The organism is Chitinophaga sp. (genome assembly GCF_036569125.1).
Taxonomy (GTDB): domain Bacteria; phylum Bacteroidota; class Bacteroidia; order Chitinophagales; family Chitinophagaceae; genus Chitinophaga.
In genome coordinates this window covers 1-16,650 of the sequence record NZ_DATCRF010000722.1, presented here as the reverse complement: position 1 = coordinate 16,650, position 16,650 = coordinate 1, and the positions used below count along the sequence as shown (strand labels likewise).

Genomic DNA, 16,650 nt, shown 5'->3' with positions numbered 1-16,650 from the left:
TTTAAACACACCGCAGGCCGACGCTATTACCCGCAACCCTACCAAGGAAGAGCTGAATAACCTGGTAACCGGGGCAGAATCGGGTATGCGCTTTACCCTGGGCACTTATTATGATGCAGTAGGCATTATTGGGCGTGATATTTACCGTTTTGCCGGCTCTGAACCGCGTTTTTATACCGAGCTGTTAGGCGCGGGCTCCTCTACGCTGGATAATAACACCTTTTACCTTACCAACCCATGGGCTTCACGCTACCGTGTAGTAAGGCAGGGGAATATATTGCTGCAGGCAGCCACCAACTCCAGCTTTATTACTGCGCCGCAGCGGAATGGCTACCTGGGTTTTGCCAAAACCATTATGGCTTACCAGCTATTGCTGAACCTGAACATGACCGATGCAAATGGCATTCGCATTAGTGTGCAGGACTTTGAAAACCCCGGGCCTATTGTACAGAAAAATGTTGCGCTGGATTCTATTGCACAAATGCTGGAAGATGGAAAGACCAGCCTTACCGGTGCAGAAATACTTTTTCCTTTATCCGGCGGGTTTACTGGTTTTAAAGATGCGGCAGGCCTGCTGAAATTTAACCGGGCGCTGGCCGCCAGGGTGGCGGTATACCGGCAGCAGTGGGCGCAGGCATTAACGGCGCTGAACGAATCGTTCTTTGACCTGAACGGCAGCTTTACCACCGGTGTGTATCATGTGTTTGGTAACGGCAGCGGCGAGCAGCTGAACCCCTGTTACTTTGCGCAAAACTCAAACGGTGAGGTAAGGGTGGCGCATCCCTCTTACGCATTGGATATTACCCCGGGCGATGACCGCATACAAAAGGCCACACTGCGCACCAGCGCAGCCAGCCAGGGCGGCTTAACCAGCAACCGCGATGTATGGATCTATACCAGCAACACCGCGCCTATTCCCATTATCCGTAATGAGGAATTAATACTGATCTATGCAGAAGCCAAGATCCAGACCAATGCATTCCCGGACGCCATAGTAGCGCTGAACCGCATTCGCACAGGGCATAATATACCCGCGTATGCAGGCGCCGTTACGCAGGCAGCCCTGATAGATGAAATGTTGCGGCAGCGCCGGTATTCGCTTTTCTATGAAGGCCACCGCTGGATAGATGTGCGCAGGTATAACCGCCTGAACACCTTACCCTTAGACCGCGCCGGTGATGATGTATGGTCGGCGTTTCCGATACCGCAGAATGAAAATCAGTAGAGCGGGAAAAGCAGTGAGCAGAAAGCAAAAAGCAAAAAGCAAAAAGCTGATTGAAGCGAATGATATTCGCGAAAAGCTGAAAGCGCAAAGCAGAAAGCAAAAAGCTGATTGAAGCGAATGATATTCGCGGAAAGCTGAAAGGGCAAAGCACAAAGCGGAAAGCTGATTGCAGCGAATTACATTCGCGGATTGGAAAACAATGCAGGAATAACATAAAACAAAAAGCAGAAAGCCGGGCACTCGCTCCGATGCTTTCTGCTTTTTGCTTTATGCTTTCCGCTTAAATTATATTGCTCTTCTCTTCAGCTCCTTCCTGATCAAACCCAGCTCCCGGCCCATTTGCCCGGAGATAGAAGTATTTTCCTGCGCACGGCGCAGCAGGTAAGGCATTACATCCTTCACAGGACCATAAGGTAAATATTTGGATACATGATAACCGGCATGCGCCAGGTTAAAGGTGATATTATCGCTCATTCCCAGCAGCTGTGAAAAGCTTACATGCGGATGGTTGTGGGGTAATCCTTTTTCATCCAGCAGGTGCGCTGCCAGCATGCTGCTTTCTTCATTGTGTGTGCCTATGAATACAGCCAGCTTGTCCAGCCGGTCCATACAAAACCTTACGGCGCTGTTATAATCTTTATCGGTTGATGCTTTGTCCGGTTGGATGGGAGACGGGTAACCCAGGGCTTCTGCACGCTTGCGCTCTTTTTCCATGTAGGCCCCTCTCACCAGCTTGGCGCCTAACAGGTAGCCCTGCTGCTGCGCCCTGTTAAAAGAGAGCTGCAGGTATTCCCAGCGATCGTGGCGGTACAGCTGGAAGGTGTTGTATACAATAACGTTTGTTTTATTGAACAACTGCATCATTTCATCGGCCAGGTCATCCACCGGCTGCTGGATCCAGGATTCTTCCGCATCTATCAGCAGGCCTATTTTGTTTTTGGCCGCTGCTTCCGCAATGGCCCTGATGCGGTTACGCACTCTTTCAAACTCCTGCTGCTCATCTGCCGTTAGCGGTTGCCGGCTGTGTATTTTTTCCAGCAGCTCAAAACGGGCAAAACCGGTTACCTTGATGGCTATAAAAGGAATGTTATGATTGGTGGCTGCGTATTCAATAGCGCGGATAAATTCCGGTACGGCATGGTCATAGTTCTCCTCCCCTTCCATGGCCTCTACGCCGTAATCCAGCGCAGCCCCCACATGATATTTGCCCAGCACCTGTGCGGTTTGTGCAGCTTCCTCCAGGCTTTCGCCTCCGCAAAACTGTTGAAAAATAGTGTATTTGATGAGGCCTTTAACGGGCAGCCTTAGCTTAAAGGCCAGAGGGGTTAACACGCCGCCCAGCTTTACCAGCCATGGTTTGCCAATATTACTGAACAGGAAATCGGCCTTTTTCAGCGCCTTATCTGTTTTGTGTTCAAATGCAATAGCGGTGTTATCGAATGATAACGGAAGCTGCTTTTCCATGGGCCGCAAAGTTAAGGGGCTGCCATTGTTTTAACAAAAATCTGTTTACTTTTAACACTCCCAGCAAAAATGTCATGTTCAACACAAGCGTACAAAACACCTTACCTATTCTGGGCCTGCTGTTAATGGCAGGGATCCAGCTACAATGCCGGCAGCCTCAAAAGGAAGATCCGGTTAAGCACCTGCTTAACGGGCAAACTACCTATACCACTTACCAGGGGCAGGTAGGACACCGCAAAAAGCTGCAGCTGGCCGACAGCAGCACGGTAATACTGAATGCCGGCTCACGCCTGCTGGTACCGGCCACCTTTCCGCAGCAGGGCCGGGAGCTTATACTGGATGGAGAGGCCTATTTTGATGCAGCCCCCACCATTAACGGCCGGCCTTTTACCGTAAAAACGGATAAGCTAACCGTTACGGCACTGGGCACTGCTTTTAAGATCCGGTCATTTGCCACACAACCCGGCGCTACGGCCTATTTGCTGAATGGCAAGGTCAGGGTGGCCAAAACCTACCACTCCGCCACCGATAACCAGCCGGAAATACTGGAGCGCGGGCAAATGGTACTGGCCAACAGGGATATTGATCTGATGGAAAAGGAAACCTACCAGCCTGCTGAGCTGGAAGCCTGGTTACAGGAAGATCTGCGGTTTAAGGATATACCTTTTATGACCATGATCCGGCAGCTGGAAGATTGGTTTGCGGTAACCATTACGGTAGAAGGGGATGTATCCTCCATCAAAAATATGACAGCCTCCTTCCAGCATAATACTTTACAGGAGGTGCTGGAAATACTGCGTAAGGCTGCGCATTGCAGCTATAAGATCAGGGGGGATGAGGTGGAGATTACGATTAATTGATGTGCAGATATGCAAATGTGCAGATGGGGAACTTCGCTTCCATCACATCTGCACATTTGCATATTTGCACACCTGCACATTAGCTTAGCGCGCTTCCTGCTTTTTGCAGCAGGGCCAGGGTTTTGCGGATGCCTTCTTCTTCAGACAGCTTTTGCCCTTCGTACTCAATACCAATATGCCCGGTGTAATTAGCGTCCTTCACGATCTTCAGCATACGGCTGTAATCTGTTTCCACGCAATTACCATTAGCATCAAAGTCATATGTTTTGGCGCTAACGCCTTTGGCATAAGGGATCAGCTCCTGTACACCTTCATAACGGTCATATTCTTCCAGGCATTTGGTTTTAGCCCAGCCTTCGGGAGTATTGCTTTCCGGTTTGGTGCGGTTCAGGCAAAAGTTGCCAAAGTCCGGTAAAGTGCCGCAGTTGGGCATATTCACCGTTTTCATTACGTTAGCCAGCCATTTGCCATTGGAGGATGTGCCGCCATGGTTTTCCACGATCACGTTAATGTTATGATCTTTCCCAAAGGCCGATAATTTGCTCAGGGATTCTATCACCGCTTTGGATACTTCCTCCGGTTTTCCCTCTCCTGCTGCATTTACGCGGATGGCGTGGCAACCCAGGAACTGGGCGGCTTCTACCCACTTGTAGTGATTTTCAACCGCCTGCATGCGTTTCTTTTTATCCAGGTCGCCCATCTCTCCTTCTCCGTCGCACATGATCAGCACACTGCGTACGCCGTTATCATCACAGCGTTTTTTAAGATCGGTGAGATAGGCTTTGTCTTTAGCTTTGTCTTTAAAGAACTGGTTCACATATTCCACCGCCTCAATACCAAAATCATTTTTGGCTTTAACGGGAAAATCCAGGTGGTTCATTTTACCGGCAAACAGCGCCTGATGGAACGACCATTCTGCCAGCGATATTTTAAAGAATAAGGGTCCGCCGGCAGTTTTACCGGCTGTGCTGTCTGTAGCAGCGGAAGAATCAGCGCCGGCTTCTTTGGTAGACTGGCCATTATTACAGGCGGCGAGTACGGCGGGCAGCAGGCCCATACCCATAGTGGTAATACCTAACTGGCGCAGGAATTCGCGGCGGTTTCTGGATGTAGTCATATACGTGGGATTTCTGGTTATCCAGACAAAATACAAAATCCGGGCTATAAATGCAGCGCGAATGAGATAACATGATGATACATAATAATATTTTATTATATTGCATCCAATAATAATCCTATCCTATGAAAATGAACCGAATATTTCTCCTGTTAGCAGGTGTTTCACTGCTTGCTTCCTGTAGTAAAAAAGATGATGATCAGGTTAACAAACCCGCTGATCAGGCGCTTCCCGGAAAATGGACGATGGTAAACCAGTTCAGGACCTATAACCAGGGCGGCGTTATACAGAAGGATACGGTGAACTATGCTGCAGAAAGCAATTACTGGACCTTTGATGCCAACGCAGGTAAAATTTACCAGGTAAAAAATGCGTTCCTGGATACCGTAGCCTATAAGCTGATCGACGATAATAAAAAGATCGTTACTTCCCTGGATGATAAATTCATTTTTGGCCTGGACACTTTAACGATCCAGACCCTTTCCGACAGACAGTTAAAGCTCACCGGGCATTACACCTCGCCTTATACGCTGGATGTAGTGTATTCGTTTGGAAAATAATTGCGGCCTGCAGCCGCAGGTCCATAGCCGATGGTCCATAGTCCATTGCATTCAGCGTATTGCTGATATGCCATGGATTATGGACCATTACATTTATCGTATTACTATCATTGCGCTCTATGCTATGGACTATGGACCATCGACCATGGACTCATCAACTACTCCATAAACCGCAGTACGCTCCCAATCACCTCCTCATTGCGCATAATGCGGAAGTGCCCCTCCCCTTTGATCTTCAGCGATTGTATGGCAGGGTATTGCTGCAGGAAATCATCGATCTGCGCCTGTTTTACTAACCCGTCATTCTCATCATAGATCACCAGGATCTTTTCTGCTTTTATCTGGTCAATATATTTAAAGAGGTCCAGGTTTAAAAGATCATTCTGCAAACGCGTCATAATAAGCTGGTGTACTTTGGGCATAACACGGTCGGGTATACGGAACAGGTGAAAAGTTTCCTGGAAAAAAACCGGCGCGCTTACCGCGGCGCTCACCATCACCAAACGGGGCGCCTGCACCTGTTTATGCACCAGCGCCAGCGCAGCGCTGAGGCCTCCCAGCGAATGCCCTACAATGGCATGCACCGGGCCTATGCGGGTAAGCAGCTGCTCCATAACATGCATCCATTGCACCAGGTTGGTTTGCTTGCCTTCAGAAGCGCCATGGGCCGGCGCATCCCAGCCTATTACTTCATAACCGGCTGTTACCAGCGCGGTGATCATTTGCCTGAAATCAAACGGGCTGCCGCCCCAGCCATGCAGCAGCAACACCTTTTTATCAGACTGTCCCCAATGGTACAGCTGCAGGTTAATAGGCCTTTCATCAAAAGCATAACGGCTAAAGCTCATTTGCTCAGCCACTGCATTTTTCTTTACTGCCAGGTGTGATTCCCGCAGCTTTCTTTTAGGCGGGCGGCTGTACATTGACAAGAACATGCGGGCTGTTAATCCCGGGAAAGGCTTACCCAGCCTTGACAACATAAAAGCAGAGACCTTAAGTGCAAATGGCATTACCTGTTGCTGCTCCATAAAAGACTATAGGTTTGTGTTCAAAAAAATCAAAGGGCATGTTGGGCTATCTCCTCTCTTAACATACTCACCACTATCTTCATGTGTTTGTTATTATTGTTGATACGGCTTACGAGGGTAGCGCCCTCCAGCATAGTGAACATTTTTATGGCAAAACGTTCCGCATCCCAATCCGCGCTGAACTCGCCCCGCTTTATACCGGCATTAACCAGCTGCTCGATCCTTTCCTGGAAATAAGCGATCAGCTTAGCCACCCGTTTGCGCAGCTGCGGGTGGGTATCATCCGCATCCACCCCAAAGTTCAGTATGGGACATCCCCCGGCTACAAAGGGGTTTAGCGGATAGTGGCTGTAAAATTTAAACAAGGCTTCAAACTTTCCGCGAATAGTGGGCTCCGGCGCAGTTACCCCCGCCAGCTTTTCCTTTAAGGTATCCGCAATATGGTCAAAGGTGGCCATCAGTATATCGTCCTTGGTGGAGAAATTGCCGTATACCCCGCCCTTGGCCAGCTGTGTGGCTTCCATAATATCGCTGATGGAGGTGCCGGCCACGCCTTTGCTGTTAAAAATAGGCGCCGACCTTTCAATGATCATTTGCCGGGTACGGTCTGATTTCTTCATAGATATAAAATTAGACCTATCGGTCTTAAATAAAAAATAAAATTTGGGCAAGATGGCTTGGCTATTTCTGCAACGCTGCTCCCATGCATAAAAAAAGCCCGTTCCTCCCGGTTAAACCGGTATGGAACGGGCCTTTTAGCTTATAAAATAATTACATCGTATCTATTTCATCTTTATGGCGTGGCTTGTAATACAGGTAGTAATAGGCCAGTATCAGCACACCCGTCACAAAAGGAATTACGGCCAGGTGCTTATAGGTGATATCGCCTGTTATAACATTTGCATCAAAGTGCAGGAACTCACTGATCATCCAGTAAGAGTTGGCGGTGATCCATACCGTAATGGCCAGGTTATGGCACAGCTCTGACACAAACTGGCGGGTACGCCAGGCAATCACAATGGAAATGATCAGCGTAGGGAAGATCATGGTAATGCCCAGCGGCTTCCAGATCATACACCAGGCAATATCTTTCAGCAGCCAGAAAACAATATGCAGGTTTTCCATCCGCCGGTAGCTTACGGGAATGCTGTACATATCACCGGTTCCTTTGCCGGCAGGGGTAGTGATCTGTGTAAGGGTGTCTTGCGCCATAGGTGCAAAAATATAAAAATAATGTGCTGATGTGCTAATATGCTAATGTGCTGGTATTTGTTGGCGGCCAAGACCGGAGGTAATGATGCATAAACAGCACATTAGCATATTAGCACATCAGCACATTGAATCTCTTTGTCGTAAAATGGTAAACCATTGGCGTCTATAGATAACCGTTGCCCTGTTACCGTAGGCTAGCTTTGTACCATCAATAACAACAAAAACTATAACAATATGGAAAAGCAAACCTTACAGGTAGTAAACGAATTTGTAACCGCTGTACAAAAGGTAGATCTTGAAAAATTAGGCGCCCTGCTGCACCCGGATGTAAAATGGGAGCAACCCGGCAATAACCGTTTCTCCGGCCGTAAGCAAAACAGTACGGAAGTGTTCCAGATGGTAGGTGGTATGTTTGAGGTATCGCAAAACACCATGTCGCTGGCCGGTGTAAAGGTGCTGGCCGTAAACGGCAACAGCGCGGCCTGCGTGCTGCACTGGAAAGCCAATCGCCCCGGCGCTGTGCTGGACACGGATAACATTGATGTATATACGGTGGAAGATGGTAAGATCGTAGCTGCTAAAATCTATGCGGCGGACATAGCGCAGGAAGATGAGTTTTGGGGGTAATCCATAGTCCATAGTCGATGGTCCATTGCATAGAGCGAAATGTAAGCAGTACGTGGTCCATAGCTCGTAGTAATAGCAATACGCTAAAGGCTATGGACCATCGACTATCGACCATGGACTAAAGATTCACCGTCATCCTCACAAAATAAAAAGCACCCAAAACACCCATCTGCGCAGATGGATATTTAAACACACCGTAATAGCTGTTATCGTAGATCTGTTTATCCGGGAATACATCCAGCAGGTTATTGGCGCCTACGGTAAAGGTTACCGGCTGAAGGGTGTAGCTCACAGAAAGATCGGTCACCACTTTTCCTTTCAGCTGCTGCACGCTGCCATAGGGAAAGGAGTTGCGGGCTACTTCGCCAAAATACACATTGCGCAAGGTAGTGCTGAACTTTTTGTAGCTGTACGTGAGCGCCAGGTTGGCTTTTACGCGCGGGGTACCTTTCACGATCAGGATGCTATCGTTCGGTGAAAAGAAAATACTTTCCTGCCCTTTTAACAGCTCCGGTACATGTGTTCCGGTAATGCTGTTCTTATTGAAATTGCCACCCAGGGAAATGTTCAGCGTATGCGGGCCGGCATGCAACGTATAATCCGCCACCACATCTATTCCCAGTGTGCGCGTATCCACTGCATTGCTGAAAAACCGTGCAGAGCTGGCGCCCAGCGGGTTCAGAATATTCTGGATCTCCGGCACCGGATCGCCAAAGGGATCGTATCCGAAGCTGCCGGTAAGCACAATCCTGTCTTTGATATTGATCAGGTAACCATCTACCGTTAAGCTCAGATTGCCGGCTTTAGCGGTAAAACCCAGGCTGTAGTTAAGAGCGGTTTCCTGTTTCAGGGTTGGAATGTCCAGCGCTTTGGCGACTACGCTGCTGTTGGTAAAAAAGCCGGATTGTCCCAGCTTGCCATCCGGCAAAATATCGGTGCTGATATAGCTGAAATACTGCTGATGCAAAGAGGGCGCCCGGAATCCCGTACTAACGGCGCCGCGTATATTAAAATGGTCCGTTACTTTGTAACGGGTATCCAGCTTACCATTGATGGTAGATCCAAAATCACTGTAATGCTCAAAACGGGCAGCGCCGCCTATCATCCACCGGCTGGTAACATCCAGCTCCGCATCTGCATACAGGCTGGTATTGTTACGGCTTTTATGTGTTACGTTGGCGGGGGAAAACCCGGTAAAAGATTGCGCTCCGCCGCTCAGTCCCAGTGTGTCCGTTACCGTTCCATCTGCATTTTGCCGTAAGCCATAGTTACGCCAGGAGGCTTCCTCACCGGCACGAATGCGGTAATCATCTACCCTAAACTCTGCTCCCATGGCCAGGTTCAGGCCATAAGCCACATCCCCGAACCGGCGGTAAAAATCCAGGTTAGTTGTGTTCTGCAAAAATTCATGCCCGCCGGCTGTAAAGCTGGTAGGGCTTTTATCCTGCAGGGAGGCGTTTACCGTATTATTCACAAAATAATCAAAGCGGTTATCGCCGATGGTATTGCTCAGGTCTGCCTGCCAGGGACCGAAATTATATTTTACACCCAGGGCCAGGCTACGGTCATGGATATGGGAAGTGGTGTTGGGCTGAAAGCCGTACGGGAAAATGCTGTACACCATGTTCTCCGTTTCGCTGGGCAAACGGCGGAAACCGTAGCCCTCCCCTTTCCGGAAGCTATACCCGCCAAAGGCATAAAAGGTTCCCTTACCATTATTAAAAGGCAGGCCCAGGTTCAGGAAACCTGCGGCATTCTTAATACGGGCATCGCCTATCTGAAAGTTAAAGTCTTTGCGGGTTAAGCCCAGCTCTTTCAGCTTATCATCATCATATTTACGGGAGGCTGCAGGGTCATTTGCGAAAGGATAGGCAAAGAAGTTGCCTAACGCCGACTGATCAAAAATAATAAGATCGTGATCCTGTGTACGGGTAGTACGGCCGCGGTAATAAGCTTCGCCCGTAAGGTTCAGGAATCCGCCCTGTTTACCCAAAGGCAGGCCATAGTTCAGGTTCAGCTGGCCCAGGCCTCCATCATTACGGGAGGAAAGGCCACCGGTGGCAGAGGCAAACAGCTGGCGCACATTCTTTTTCAAAACTATATTTATCACTCCTGCAATGGCGTCAGAACCATATTGCGCGGCAGCGCCATCACGTAATATTTCTATGCGTTCAATGGCCGATGCGGGAATGGCATTGAGATCGGTACCTACGGAACCATTCCCCACGGTGCCCTGGTTGTTCACCAGTGAAGTGGTATGCCGCCGTTTGCCATTGATCAGCACCAGCACCTGGTCGGGCCCCAGGCCGCGGATACTGGCCGGGTCTATATGTTCGGAACCATCGGAAGAGGATTGCCGGTTGGAATTAAAAGAGGGCGAAACATATTGCAGCAGCTGGTTCAGATCATTCTGGGGAGATTGCTGCTGCAGCTTTTTAATATCAAACACATCTACCGGCACCGGGGTATTTAAGCGGCTGCGCCCAATACCGCGGGAGCCTATCAGCACTACTTCCTGCAGGGTGGTTGTTTCTTTACCACCCATTAACGCTATGGAATCCCTGTTACGGGTTGTATCCTGCGCGTTGGCAGGATGCTGAAATGCCAGTAATAATAACAAAAGGTATAAGTAACGATGCATAGCGTTGGTTTAATGGAGTATAATAAAAGTCCACGGTCTATGGTCCATAGTCCATAGCATAGTTCGTGATGCAAGCAGTCCGGTAAAGGTTCATAGTTCATTAGTCATTGCTCGCAGTAATTGCAATGTGCTCAATGCAATGGACTATCGACCATCGACCATGGACTACCTCACTTTCACCTGCACACTCCAGTCGCTCCCGCTTTCAATACGGTATTTAGCGGCAAAGCTGCCCTGGTTCAGCGCAAATGATAATTGCATCAGGCTATTCAGGTAAGCCAGCGGCTGGCCTAAAGCCACATCGCCAAAGGTATGCGCATAGGGCATTACACCCTGGTACACCTGCTGGCCTTTATGGTATATTATTACCTGCAGCTTACCACCGGCAGGAATGTTCAGCTTTGCAAAAAGATCGGCCGGAATGTTAGTCCACAGGTTGCCGTATTGCACATCCAGGATGGCAATGGTGCCTTTAAGCACGCCGCCCTGCAAAGTGGCCGGCTGGTGCGGAATAGTTACTACGCTGTCCGGCAATGCAGGCCCTACCTGCTCAAAGGAAATAGTGCCGGCAGCCAGCCGCGCGCCGGTATAGGCATATACATCGCGCCCATGAAAAGTGTACGACTTGCGGGAATCCTGGCGGCGGTTCACCGCTTCATCAATTTCCCGGATAGCCGCTATGCCCTCCGATTGTGCGATCAGTGTGAGGGTGCCATTGTCCGGCGTTACAATGAAATGGCCGGCTTTTGTTTGCAGCACAACCGATTTACGTTTTGTACCCACACCCGGATCCACTACAGATACAAACACGGTGCCCTTAGGCCAGTAAGGCACGGTTTGTTCCAGGCGGTAAGCGGCTTCCCATATGTTGTAGGCCGGTATCTCATGCGTTACATCATACAGCTTCAGCTCACTGGATACGCCGTTGGCTACGCCTTTCATGGCTGAAACAGCGCCGTCTTTCAAACCAAAATCCGACTGGAAAACAACAATTTTATTCTGGGCCTGCAGCTGGTGCATACAAAGGCCTAACATAAATACGTACACGAATTTCTGGACCATACCTGACATAAGTGAAATAAATAAATGGGGTGATTGAAAGCACGAAATTAATGAAAAATTAAAGTCTACAAAACAACTAGACAAATCATGATAAAATAATCCCGGAAGAGATCAGGATTTCATTTCGCAATAATATTCCGTATATTGGATGTACGAACAGCGGTTACCCCGCTCCCAAAAGATCAAATAACTTTTTCTAACCCCACTAAATGCTGCTTATCTATGGAGAGCAAGATCCCTAATGATGCCGAACCAACACAGGATTATGTATTACTTACCGTGCTGAGTGTATTTTTTGGTATGCTGGGCATTACGCTATTGTACGTGGTGCTGAAGGTGTGGCCATCCGGTATTTCCAACGTGCCTGAAAAGATACACCTGTTTGGAAGCGCCTGCACACTTACGCCGGAGCACCGTTACCTGCTGCTTATGACGCTGGGCGGGGCGCTGGGCGCCAGTGTGCACCTGCTTATTTCCTTTACCGCTTTTGTGGGCAACCGCTCCTTTGTAACATCATGGATACCGTGGTACATGCTGCGCCCTGTTATTGGCGCAGCCATGGCGCTGTTCTTTTACATGCTGCTGCGCGGCGGCATTTTAACGTATGGCGCTTCCACCACCAGCACTGTTCCGGTCGAAAACCCCAGCAACAGTGCCGTGAACGTAACCCCAGCCAAGGTAACACCGCCGCCCGGCGATTCGGATTCTGTAAAGGTTCAGGGACCTTCCCCTGTTCCTGCTGCGGATAGCACAGACACTACCAAAACCGCGGCTGCGCCAACAGCGGAAGCAGGTGAGCCGCCAGCGAACCCTGATGAAGAGGATACACCACCGCAACCGGCGCCAGTACCACCTCTAAATCCCTTTGGGATGATGGCTATTGCCTGTATGGTAGGACTGTTCTCTAAAGAAGCATCCAAGAAGCTGGAAGAGCTGTTTAAAACGCTGTTCAATGTAAGAGCAGATCAACAGGTGCCTTTTAAAGACAAGCTGCCTACAGATAAACGCGCCACCAACCCGGCTAACACGATCGCTGTTACGCCTGCACCGGATGCCAATGCCGCAGACACTGATGCTGCAAAGGCTGACGATATTAATGATGTGCTGCCGGATGCAGACGAGGATGATGATGCTACTGATCCGGATCATAAAGACGCTCCCCAGGGATAAAACTTATATAACATGACACAGTTCAAAGTAAAAACAGCACTACGCCTGCGGAGTGTTGCCGCCATAGAACCCGGTAATATTATTACAGTATTGCCACAGGAAACACTGGTAACAGAAATTGAACAGCCGCACCCCGCCGGCTGGCTGTTTGTTAGCACAACGGTGGGTGGTAAAGCGTTATCCGGCTTTGTCAGCTCTGCGTTCCTGGATAGCGTAGCGGCAGACATTCCGGAAGATGAAGCCGCCACGGTACAGGAAGTACATATGAAAACAGCGCAAAGCATTACCCGCTCCAAAACATCGGGCCGCAGCTTTCCGCTGAATGAACCCGGCATGCCGGAGCGTACCGGGGCCGATGTGCTGACCAAGGTAAACCAGATCTGGCAGATCATTGATTTCCTGAACGTGGAAAAAAGCCCGCGTTACCAACCGGCTAACAAACAAACCTTCTGTAATATTTACGCCTACGATTATTGCTACCTGGCAAAAGCTTACCTGCCACGCGTATGGTGGAGCGGCAAAGCGCTTACCCGCCTGGCAAAAGGAGAAACCGTGCCTGTTACCTACGGCGATACCATTAATGAAATAACTGCCAATGGGCTGTATAACTGGTTCAATGATTTTGGCGACGATTTTGGATGGAAACGCATGTTTGACCTTACGGAGTTCCAGGAAGAAGTGAACAAAGGCAAGGCGGGCATTATTGTAGCGCAACGTACGGTGCTTTCCCTTTCCGGGCATATTGTAGCCGTATTACCCGAAGATGCCGCCAACAAAGCCGTGCGCTCCAATGGTAAAGTAACCATGTTGCTGCAAAGCCAGGCCGGCGCTGCAAATAAAAGGGCCTTTACAAGTCAGTGGTATTTGTCTGAAAAGTTCAGGGGATTTAGTTTTTGGCTGCATGACTGAAAGAATGTAAAATCACAAATGCAAAATGTAAAATGTAAGAGGGAGTGCAGCGGAGCCTTGCTGCATACCCTTTTACATTTATGATTTAAAATTTTACATTTTACATTTTATGAGTATTTTTCTGGTAAGCAGCCAAAACTACACCGTTATGTTATATCAAAACAAAAGAAGCAGCCTTCTTATTCTATTGTTATGCATTCCCTTTTACCTGTGCGCCCAATCCATTAAGATCGTTACTAATCATGTAGGGTATGAAGGCGGCAAAGCCAAACAGGCCGTAATTGTTGCTGACAAACAGGTAGCCATCAACACCTTTCAGCTGCTGGATGCAGCAGGTAAACCAGTGTTTACCGGCAAACCTGTATTTACCGGCCCGGTACAGAAATGGAAGCACTGGGTTTTCTGGACCATGGATTTCAGCACGTTCAATACACCCGGCACTTACCAGCTGCAGATAACAGCAGCCGGTAAAAATATCAGCTCCTACCCTTTCCGCATTGGTAAGAATGTATTGGAGCAGGCCACTATTTCTGATGTGATCTATTATTTTAAAGGACAGCGCAGCTCCGGCCTGCTGGACCAGGCCGACCGTCATTTACTGCTGGCCGGTAAAACTACCGATACTGTAGATATGCATGGCGGCTGGTACGATGCTACCGGCGACTATGGCAAACACCTGTCGCACCTTACTTTTTCCACCTACTTTAATCCGCAGCAAATATCGCTTACCGTATGGAGCTTATTAAAAACCTACGCCCTGCTGCATAAAAAAAGCGGTACGGATTACCGCCAGTATAACCGCCGCCTGCTGGATGAAGCCATGTACGGGGCCGATTACCTGGCCCGTGTGCATGCGGCCAATGGCTCTTTTTACAGGTCTGTATCAGCGCCCGGCCCGGGCAAGCTGGCAAAGGACCGCGTAGTGCATGGAGAAGAGAAAGGTTACAGCATTAAACAATCCAAAGACCAGGCAGCAGATAAAAAAACTGCCGGCGACGACTGGAAAGGTTATCAGTCCAGCTACCGCTCCGGCGCCGGCATTTCCATTGCGGCACTAGCCATTGCATCTACCTACGATACCTCCGGTGAATACAGCAATGCCGATTACCTGCGTGCTGCGGAAGATGCCTTTGCTTTTCTTGAAAAGAACAATGCCGGCATGACGAATGACGGCAAAGAAAATATTGTAGATGATTATTGCGCGCTGGAAGCGGCAACAGAATTATACAAGGCTACTAAAAAGCCGGCCTATAAAGCGGCGGCAGATAAAAGAGCGGCACAGCTGATGCAGCGCCTCAGCTCCTGGAAAAAATACCACGACTACTGGCGTGCCGATGACCAGGACCGTCCTTTCTTTCACGCAGCAGATGCAGGCTACCCGCTGGTTAGCCTGGTTGATTATTATCCCATTGCAGATGACGCCACACAAAGCCATATCAAAGAAGTGATCAAACGTTCCCTGGCTTTTGAGCTGTCTGTTACCCATGAAGTAAATAATCCTTTCGGCTATAGCCGCCAGCTGGTGCAGGACACAGCTGGCAACCGCCGCACTGCTTTCTTTTACCCGCATGGTGCTGAAACAGCACCCTGGTGGCAGGGGGAAAATGCGCGTTTAGGCTCTATGGCCAGCGCCGCCCGCATGGCAGCCGGTTTGTTTAAGGAAGATAAACCTTTGCACGACAGCCTGGAACGTTTTGCGCTGGACCAGCTGAACTGGATCCTGGGCCTGAACCCCTATGACGCCTGTATGCTGCAGGGCACCGGCCATAACAACCCTGCCTATGGTTTCTTTGGCACCTTTGAATATACCAATGCGCCGGGCGGTATTGTAAATGGTATTACCAGCGGTTTGGATAATGAGGAAGATATTGAGTTCAACCTTTCCTATGCTGCTACCGGTAAGGATTATGACTGGCGCTGGGCGGAGCAATGGCTGCCGCATGCAGCCTGGTATTTGCTGGCAGTAGCGCTGGCGGAGTAATTAATAATGAATAATTAATGATTAATATATTGCCCTGTGCTCTTTAGAAACCTGTTGCAGTTGCCGGAGATATTGTTATTTCTTCCCTTGCCGTTCATGCTCTATTATGGCAATGCTGCCATAGATATTCATATGCACGATACTTACTTCGTTATTGGGCAGGCGGGTTATGCTGCGTTGTTGCTGGCATTTCCACAGCTCTTTACCTCATGGATCATCCATGTATTGCTTCGCAGAAAGGCGCTGCTATCAGCTAAATGGCGTTGGGCGCAGGTAGCTATTACCCTGCTTTGTCCGCTGGTAGTTGGCATTTTTGCAAATACTTTATTAGAGTATGGTATGCCAGGTATGGCAGGTATGCCACGCCGGTATTATGATTATGGCGCCTTTTCCAACATTCAAACCAGGTATATGCTGCTGTTCATATTCGCGCTGGTATTTATACTTAGCCAGCTGGTGTTCTGGATTGCGGGTGCTGTTCTATTAATAAGGCGGCCATCGCGGTAGCAGTATATTATTATCACTTCAAACAGCAAAGCATGTCATTCACACGGCATGCTTTGCTGTTTAAATAACTTTCATGTGATTGATTTTATGTGTAAGCACCGGATAAGAAAAATGGGCCGTTGCCTGAAATGATCTCTTTGTAAAATTTTATTTAATTGATTATCAATTACTAATTAATATTTTCTTTTATTTATATTTTTTATTTGTATTTTTCCAGCGCCTAAAAACCGATATCTTTATTAAAAGCGCTTAATACTAACATGTTACGTAATTCCTTGTCCTATGAT

Annotated in this window: 15 protein-coding genes; 8 read left to right on the top strand and 7 right to left on the bottom strand. The window is 48.8% G+C overall.

What is annotated here, in order from left to right:
* Positions 1–1,225: RagB/SusD family nutrient uptake outer membrane protein (locus VIM87_RS26810; RefSeq protein ID WP_331999962.1), on the top strand; the 1,225-nt coding region annotated here is incomplete at its 5' end.
* 285 nt (positions 1,226–1,510) lie between these two features.
* Here the strand turns inward: VIM87_RS26810 and VIM87_RS26805 are convergent.
* Positions 1,511–2,689, bottom strand: a complete 1,179-nt coding sequence (locus VIM87_RS26805) for a proline dehydrogenase family protein (protein ID WP_331999961.1) — start codon at positions 2,687–2,689, stop codon at positions 1,511–1,513.
* Between the two features lie 74 nt (positions 2,690–2,763).
* On the opposite strand from VIM87_RS26805, the gene VIM87_RS26800 reads away from it, so the two are divergent.
* A complete protein-coding gene (locus VIM87_RS26800; RefSeq protein WP_331999960.1) occupies positions 2,764–3,549 on the top strand; it encodes a FecR family protein in 786 nt (261 codons plus the stop codon).
* A 79-nt stretch (positions 3,550–3,628) separates the two neighbouring features.
* Here the strand turns inward: VIM87_RS26800 and VIM87_RS26795 are convergent, their stop codons facing one another.
* The gene (locus VIM87_RS26795; RefSeq protein ID WP_331999959.1) at positions 3,629–4,666 is read right to left on the bottom strand and encodes a sugar phosphate isomerase/epimerase family protein; all 1,038 of its coding nucleotides are present in this window, start codon (positions 4,664–4,666) and stop codon (positions 3,629–3,631) included.
* Positions 4,667–4,797: 131 nt separating this feature from the next.
* On the opposite strand from VIM87_RS26795, the gene VIM87_RS26790 reads away from it, so the two are divergent.
* On the top strand, positions 4,798–5,226 hold the full coding sequence (locus VIM87_RS26790) for a hypothetical protein (RefSeq protein WP_331999958.1): 429 nt from the start codon (positions 4,798–4,800) through the stop codon (positions 5,224–5,226).
* A 158-nt stretch (positions 5,227–5,384) separates the two neighbouring features.
* Here VIM87_RS26790 and VIM87_RS26785 read toward each other — a convergent pair whose 3' ends face one another.
* The 3 genes from VIM87_RS26785 to VIM87_RS26775 all read right to left on the bottom strand — a co-directional run bounded on the left by VIM87_RS26785 (position 5,385) and on the right by VIM87_RS26775 (position 7,466).
* The gene (locus VIM87_RS26785; RefSeq protein ID WP_331999957.1) at positions 5,385–6,254 is read right to left on the bottom strand and encodes an alpha/beta hydrolase; all 870 of its coding nucleotides are present in this window, start codon (positions 6,252–6,254) and stop codon (positions 5,385–5,387) included.
* Positions 6,255–6,283: 29 nt separating this feature from the next.
* Positions 6,284–6,874 (bottom strand): TetR/AcrR family transcriptional regulator, encoded by a 591-nt coding sequence (locus tag VIM87_RS26780; RefSeq protein WP_331999956.1) that lies wholly within the window; start codon positions 6,872–6,874, stop codon positions 6,284–6,286.
* A 151-nt stretch (positions 6,875–7,025) separates the two neighbouring features.
* Complete coding sequence (locus tag VIM87_RS26775; protein ID WP_331999955.1) at positions 7,026–7,466, bottom strand: hypothetical protein; 441 nt, start codon at positions 7,464–7,466, stop codon at positions 7,026–7,028.
* A 234-nt stretch (positions 7,467–7,700) separates the two neighbouring features.
* Between VIM87_RS26775 and VIM87_RS26770 the strand changes: the two genes are divergently transcribed.
* A complete protein-coding gene (locus tag VIM87_RS26770) occupies positions 7,701–8,093 on the top strand; it encodes a nuclear transport factor 2 family protein (protein ID WP_331999954.1) in 393 nt (130 codons plus the stop codon).
* Between the two features lie 118 nt (positions 8,094–8,211).
* Here the strand turns inward: VIM87_RS26770 and VIM87_RS26765 are convergent, their stop codons facing one another.
* Together VIM87_RS26765 and VIM87_RS26760 are read right to left on the bottom strand one after the other, a co-directional pair.
* A complete protein-coding gene (locus tag VIM87_RS26765; protein ID WP_331999953.1) occupies positions 8,212–10,734 on the bottom strand; it encodes a TonB-dependent receptor in 2,523 nt (840 codons plus the stop codon).
* 165 nt (positions 10,735–10,899) lie between these two features.
* On the bottom strand, positions 10,900–11,796 hold the full coding sequence (locus VIM87_RS26760) for an S-adenosyl-l-methionine hydroxide adenosyltransferase family protein (protein ID WP_331999952.1): 897 nt from the start codon (positions 11,794–11,796) through the stop codon (positions 10,900–10,902).
* Between the two features lie 222 nt (positions 11,797–12,018).
* Here VIM87_RS26760 and VIM87_RS26755 point away from each other — a divergent pair, with 222 nt between their 5' ends.
* The 4 genes from VIM87_RS26755 (at position 12,019) to VIM87_RS26740 (ending at position 16,363) form a co-directional block, all read left to right on the top strand.
* Positions 12,019–12,966, top strand: coding sequence for a hypothetical protein (locus VIM87_RS26755; protein ID WP_331999951.1), 948 nt, complete (start codon positions 12,019–12,021; stop codon positions 12,964–12,966).
* A gap of 12 nt (positions 12,967–12,978) precedes the next feature.
* Positions 12,979–13,875, top strand: a complete 897-nt coding sequence (locus VIM87_RS26750) for a hypothetical protein (RefSeq protein WP_331999950.1) — start codon at positions 12,979–12,981, stop codon at positions 13,873–13,875.
* Between the two features lie 148 nt (positions 13,876–14,023).
* Positions 14,024–15,856 carry a glycoside hydrolase family 9 protein gene (locus VIM87_RS26745; protein ID WP_331999949.1) on the top strand — a complete coding sequence of 611 codons (1,833 nt, stop codon included), beginning with the start codon at positions 14,024–14,026 and terminating at the stop codon, positions 15,854–15,856.
* Positions 15,857–15,892: 36 nt separating this feature from the next.
* Positions 15,893–16,363: a hypothetical protein gene (locus tag VIM87_RS26740; protein ID WP_331999948.1), complete on the top strand. Its 471-nt coding sequence runs from the start codon at positions 15,893–15,895 to the stop codon at positions 16,361–16,363.
* Positions 16,364–16,650: the final 287 nt, after the last annotated feature.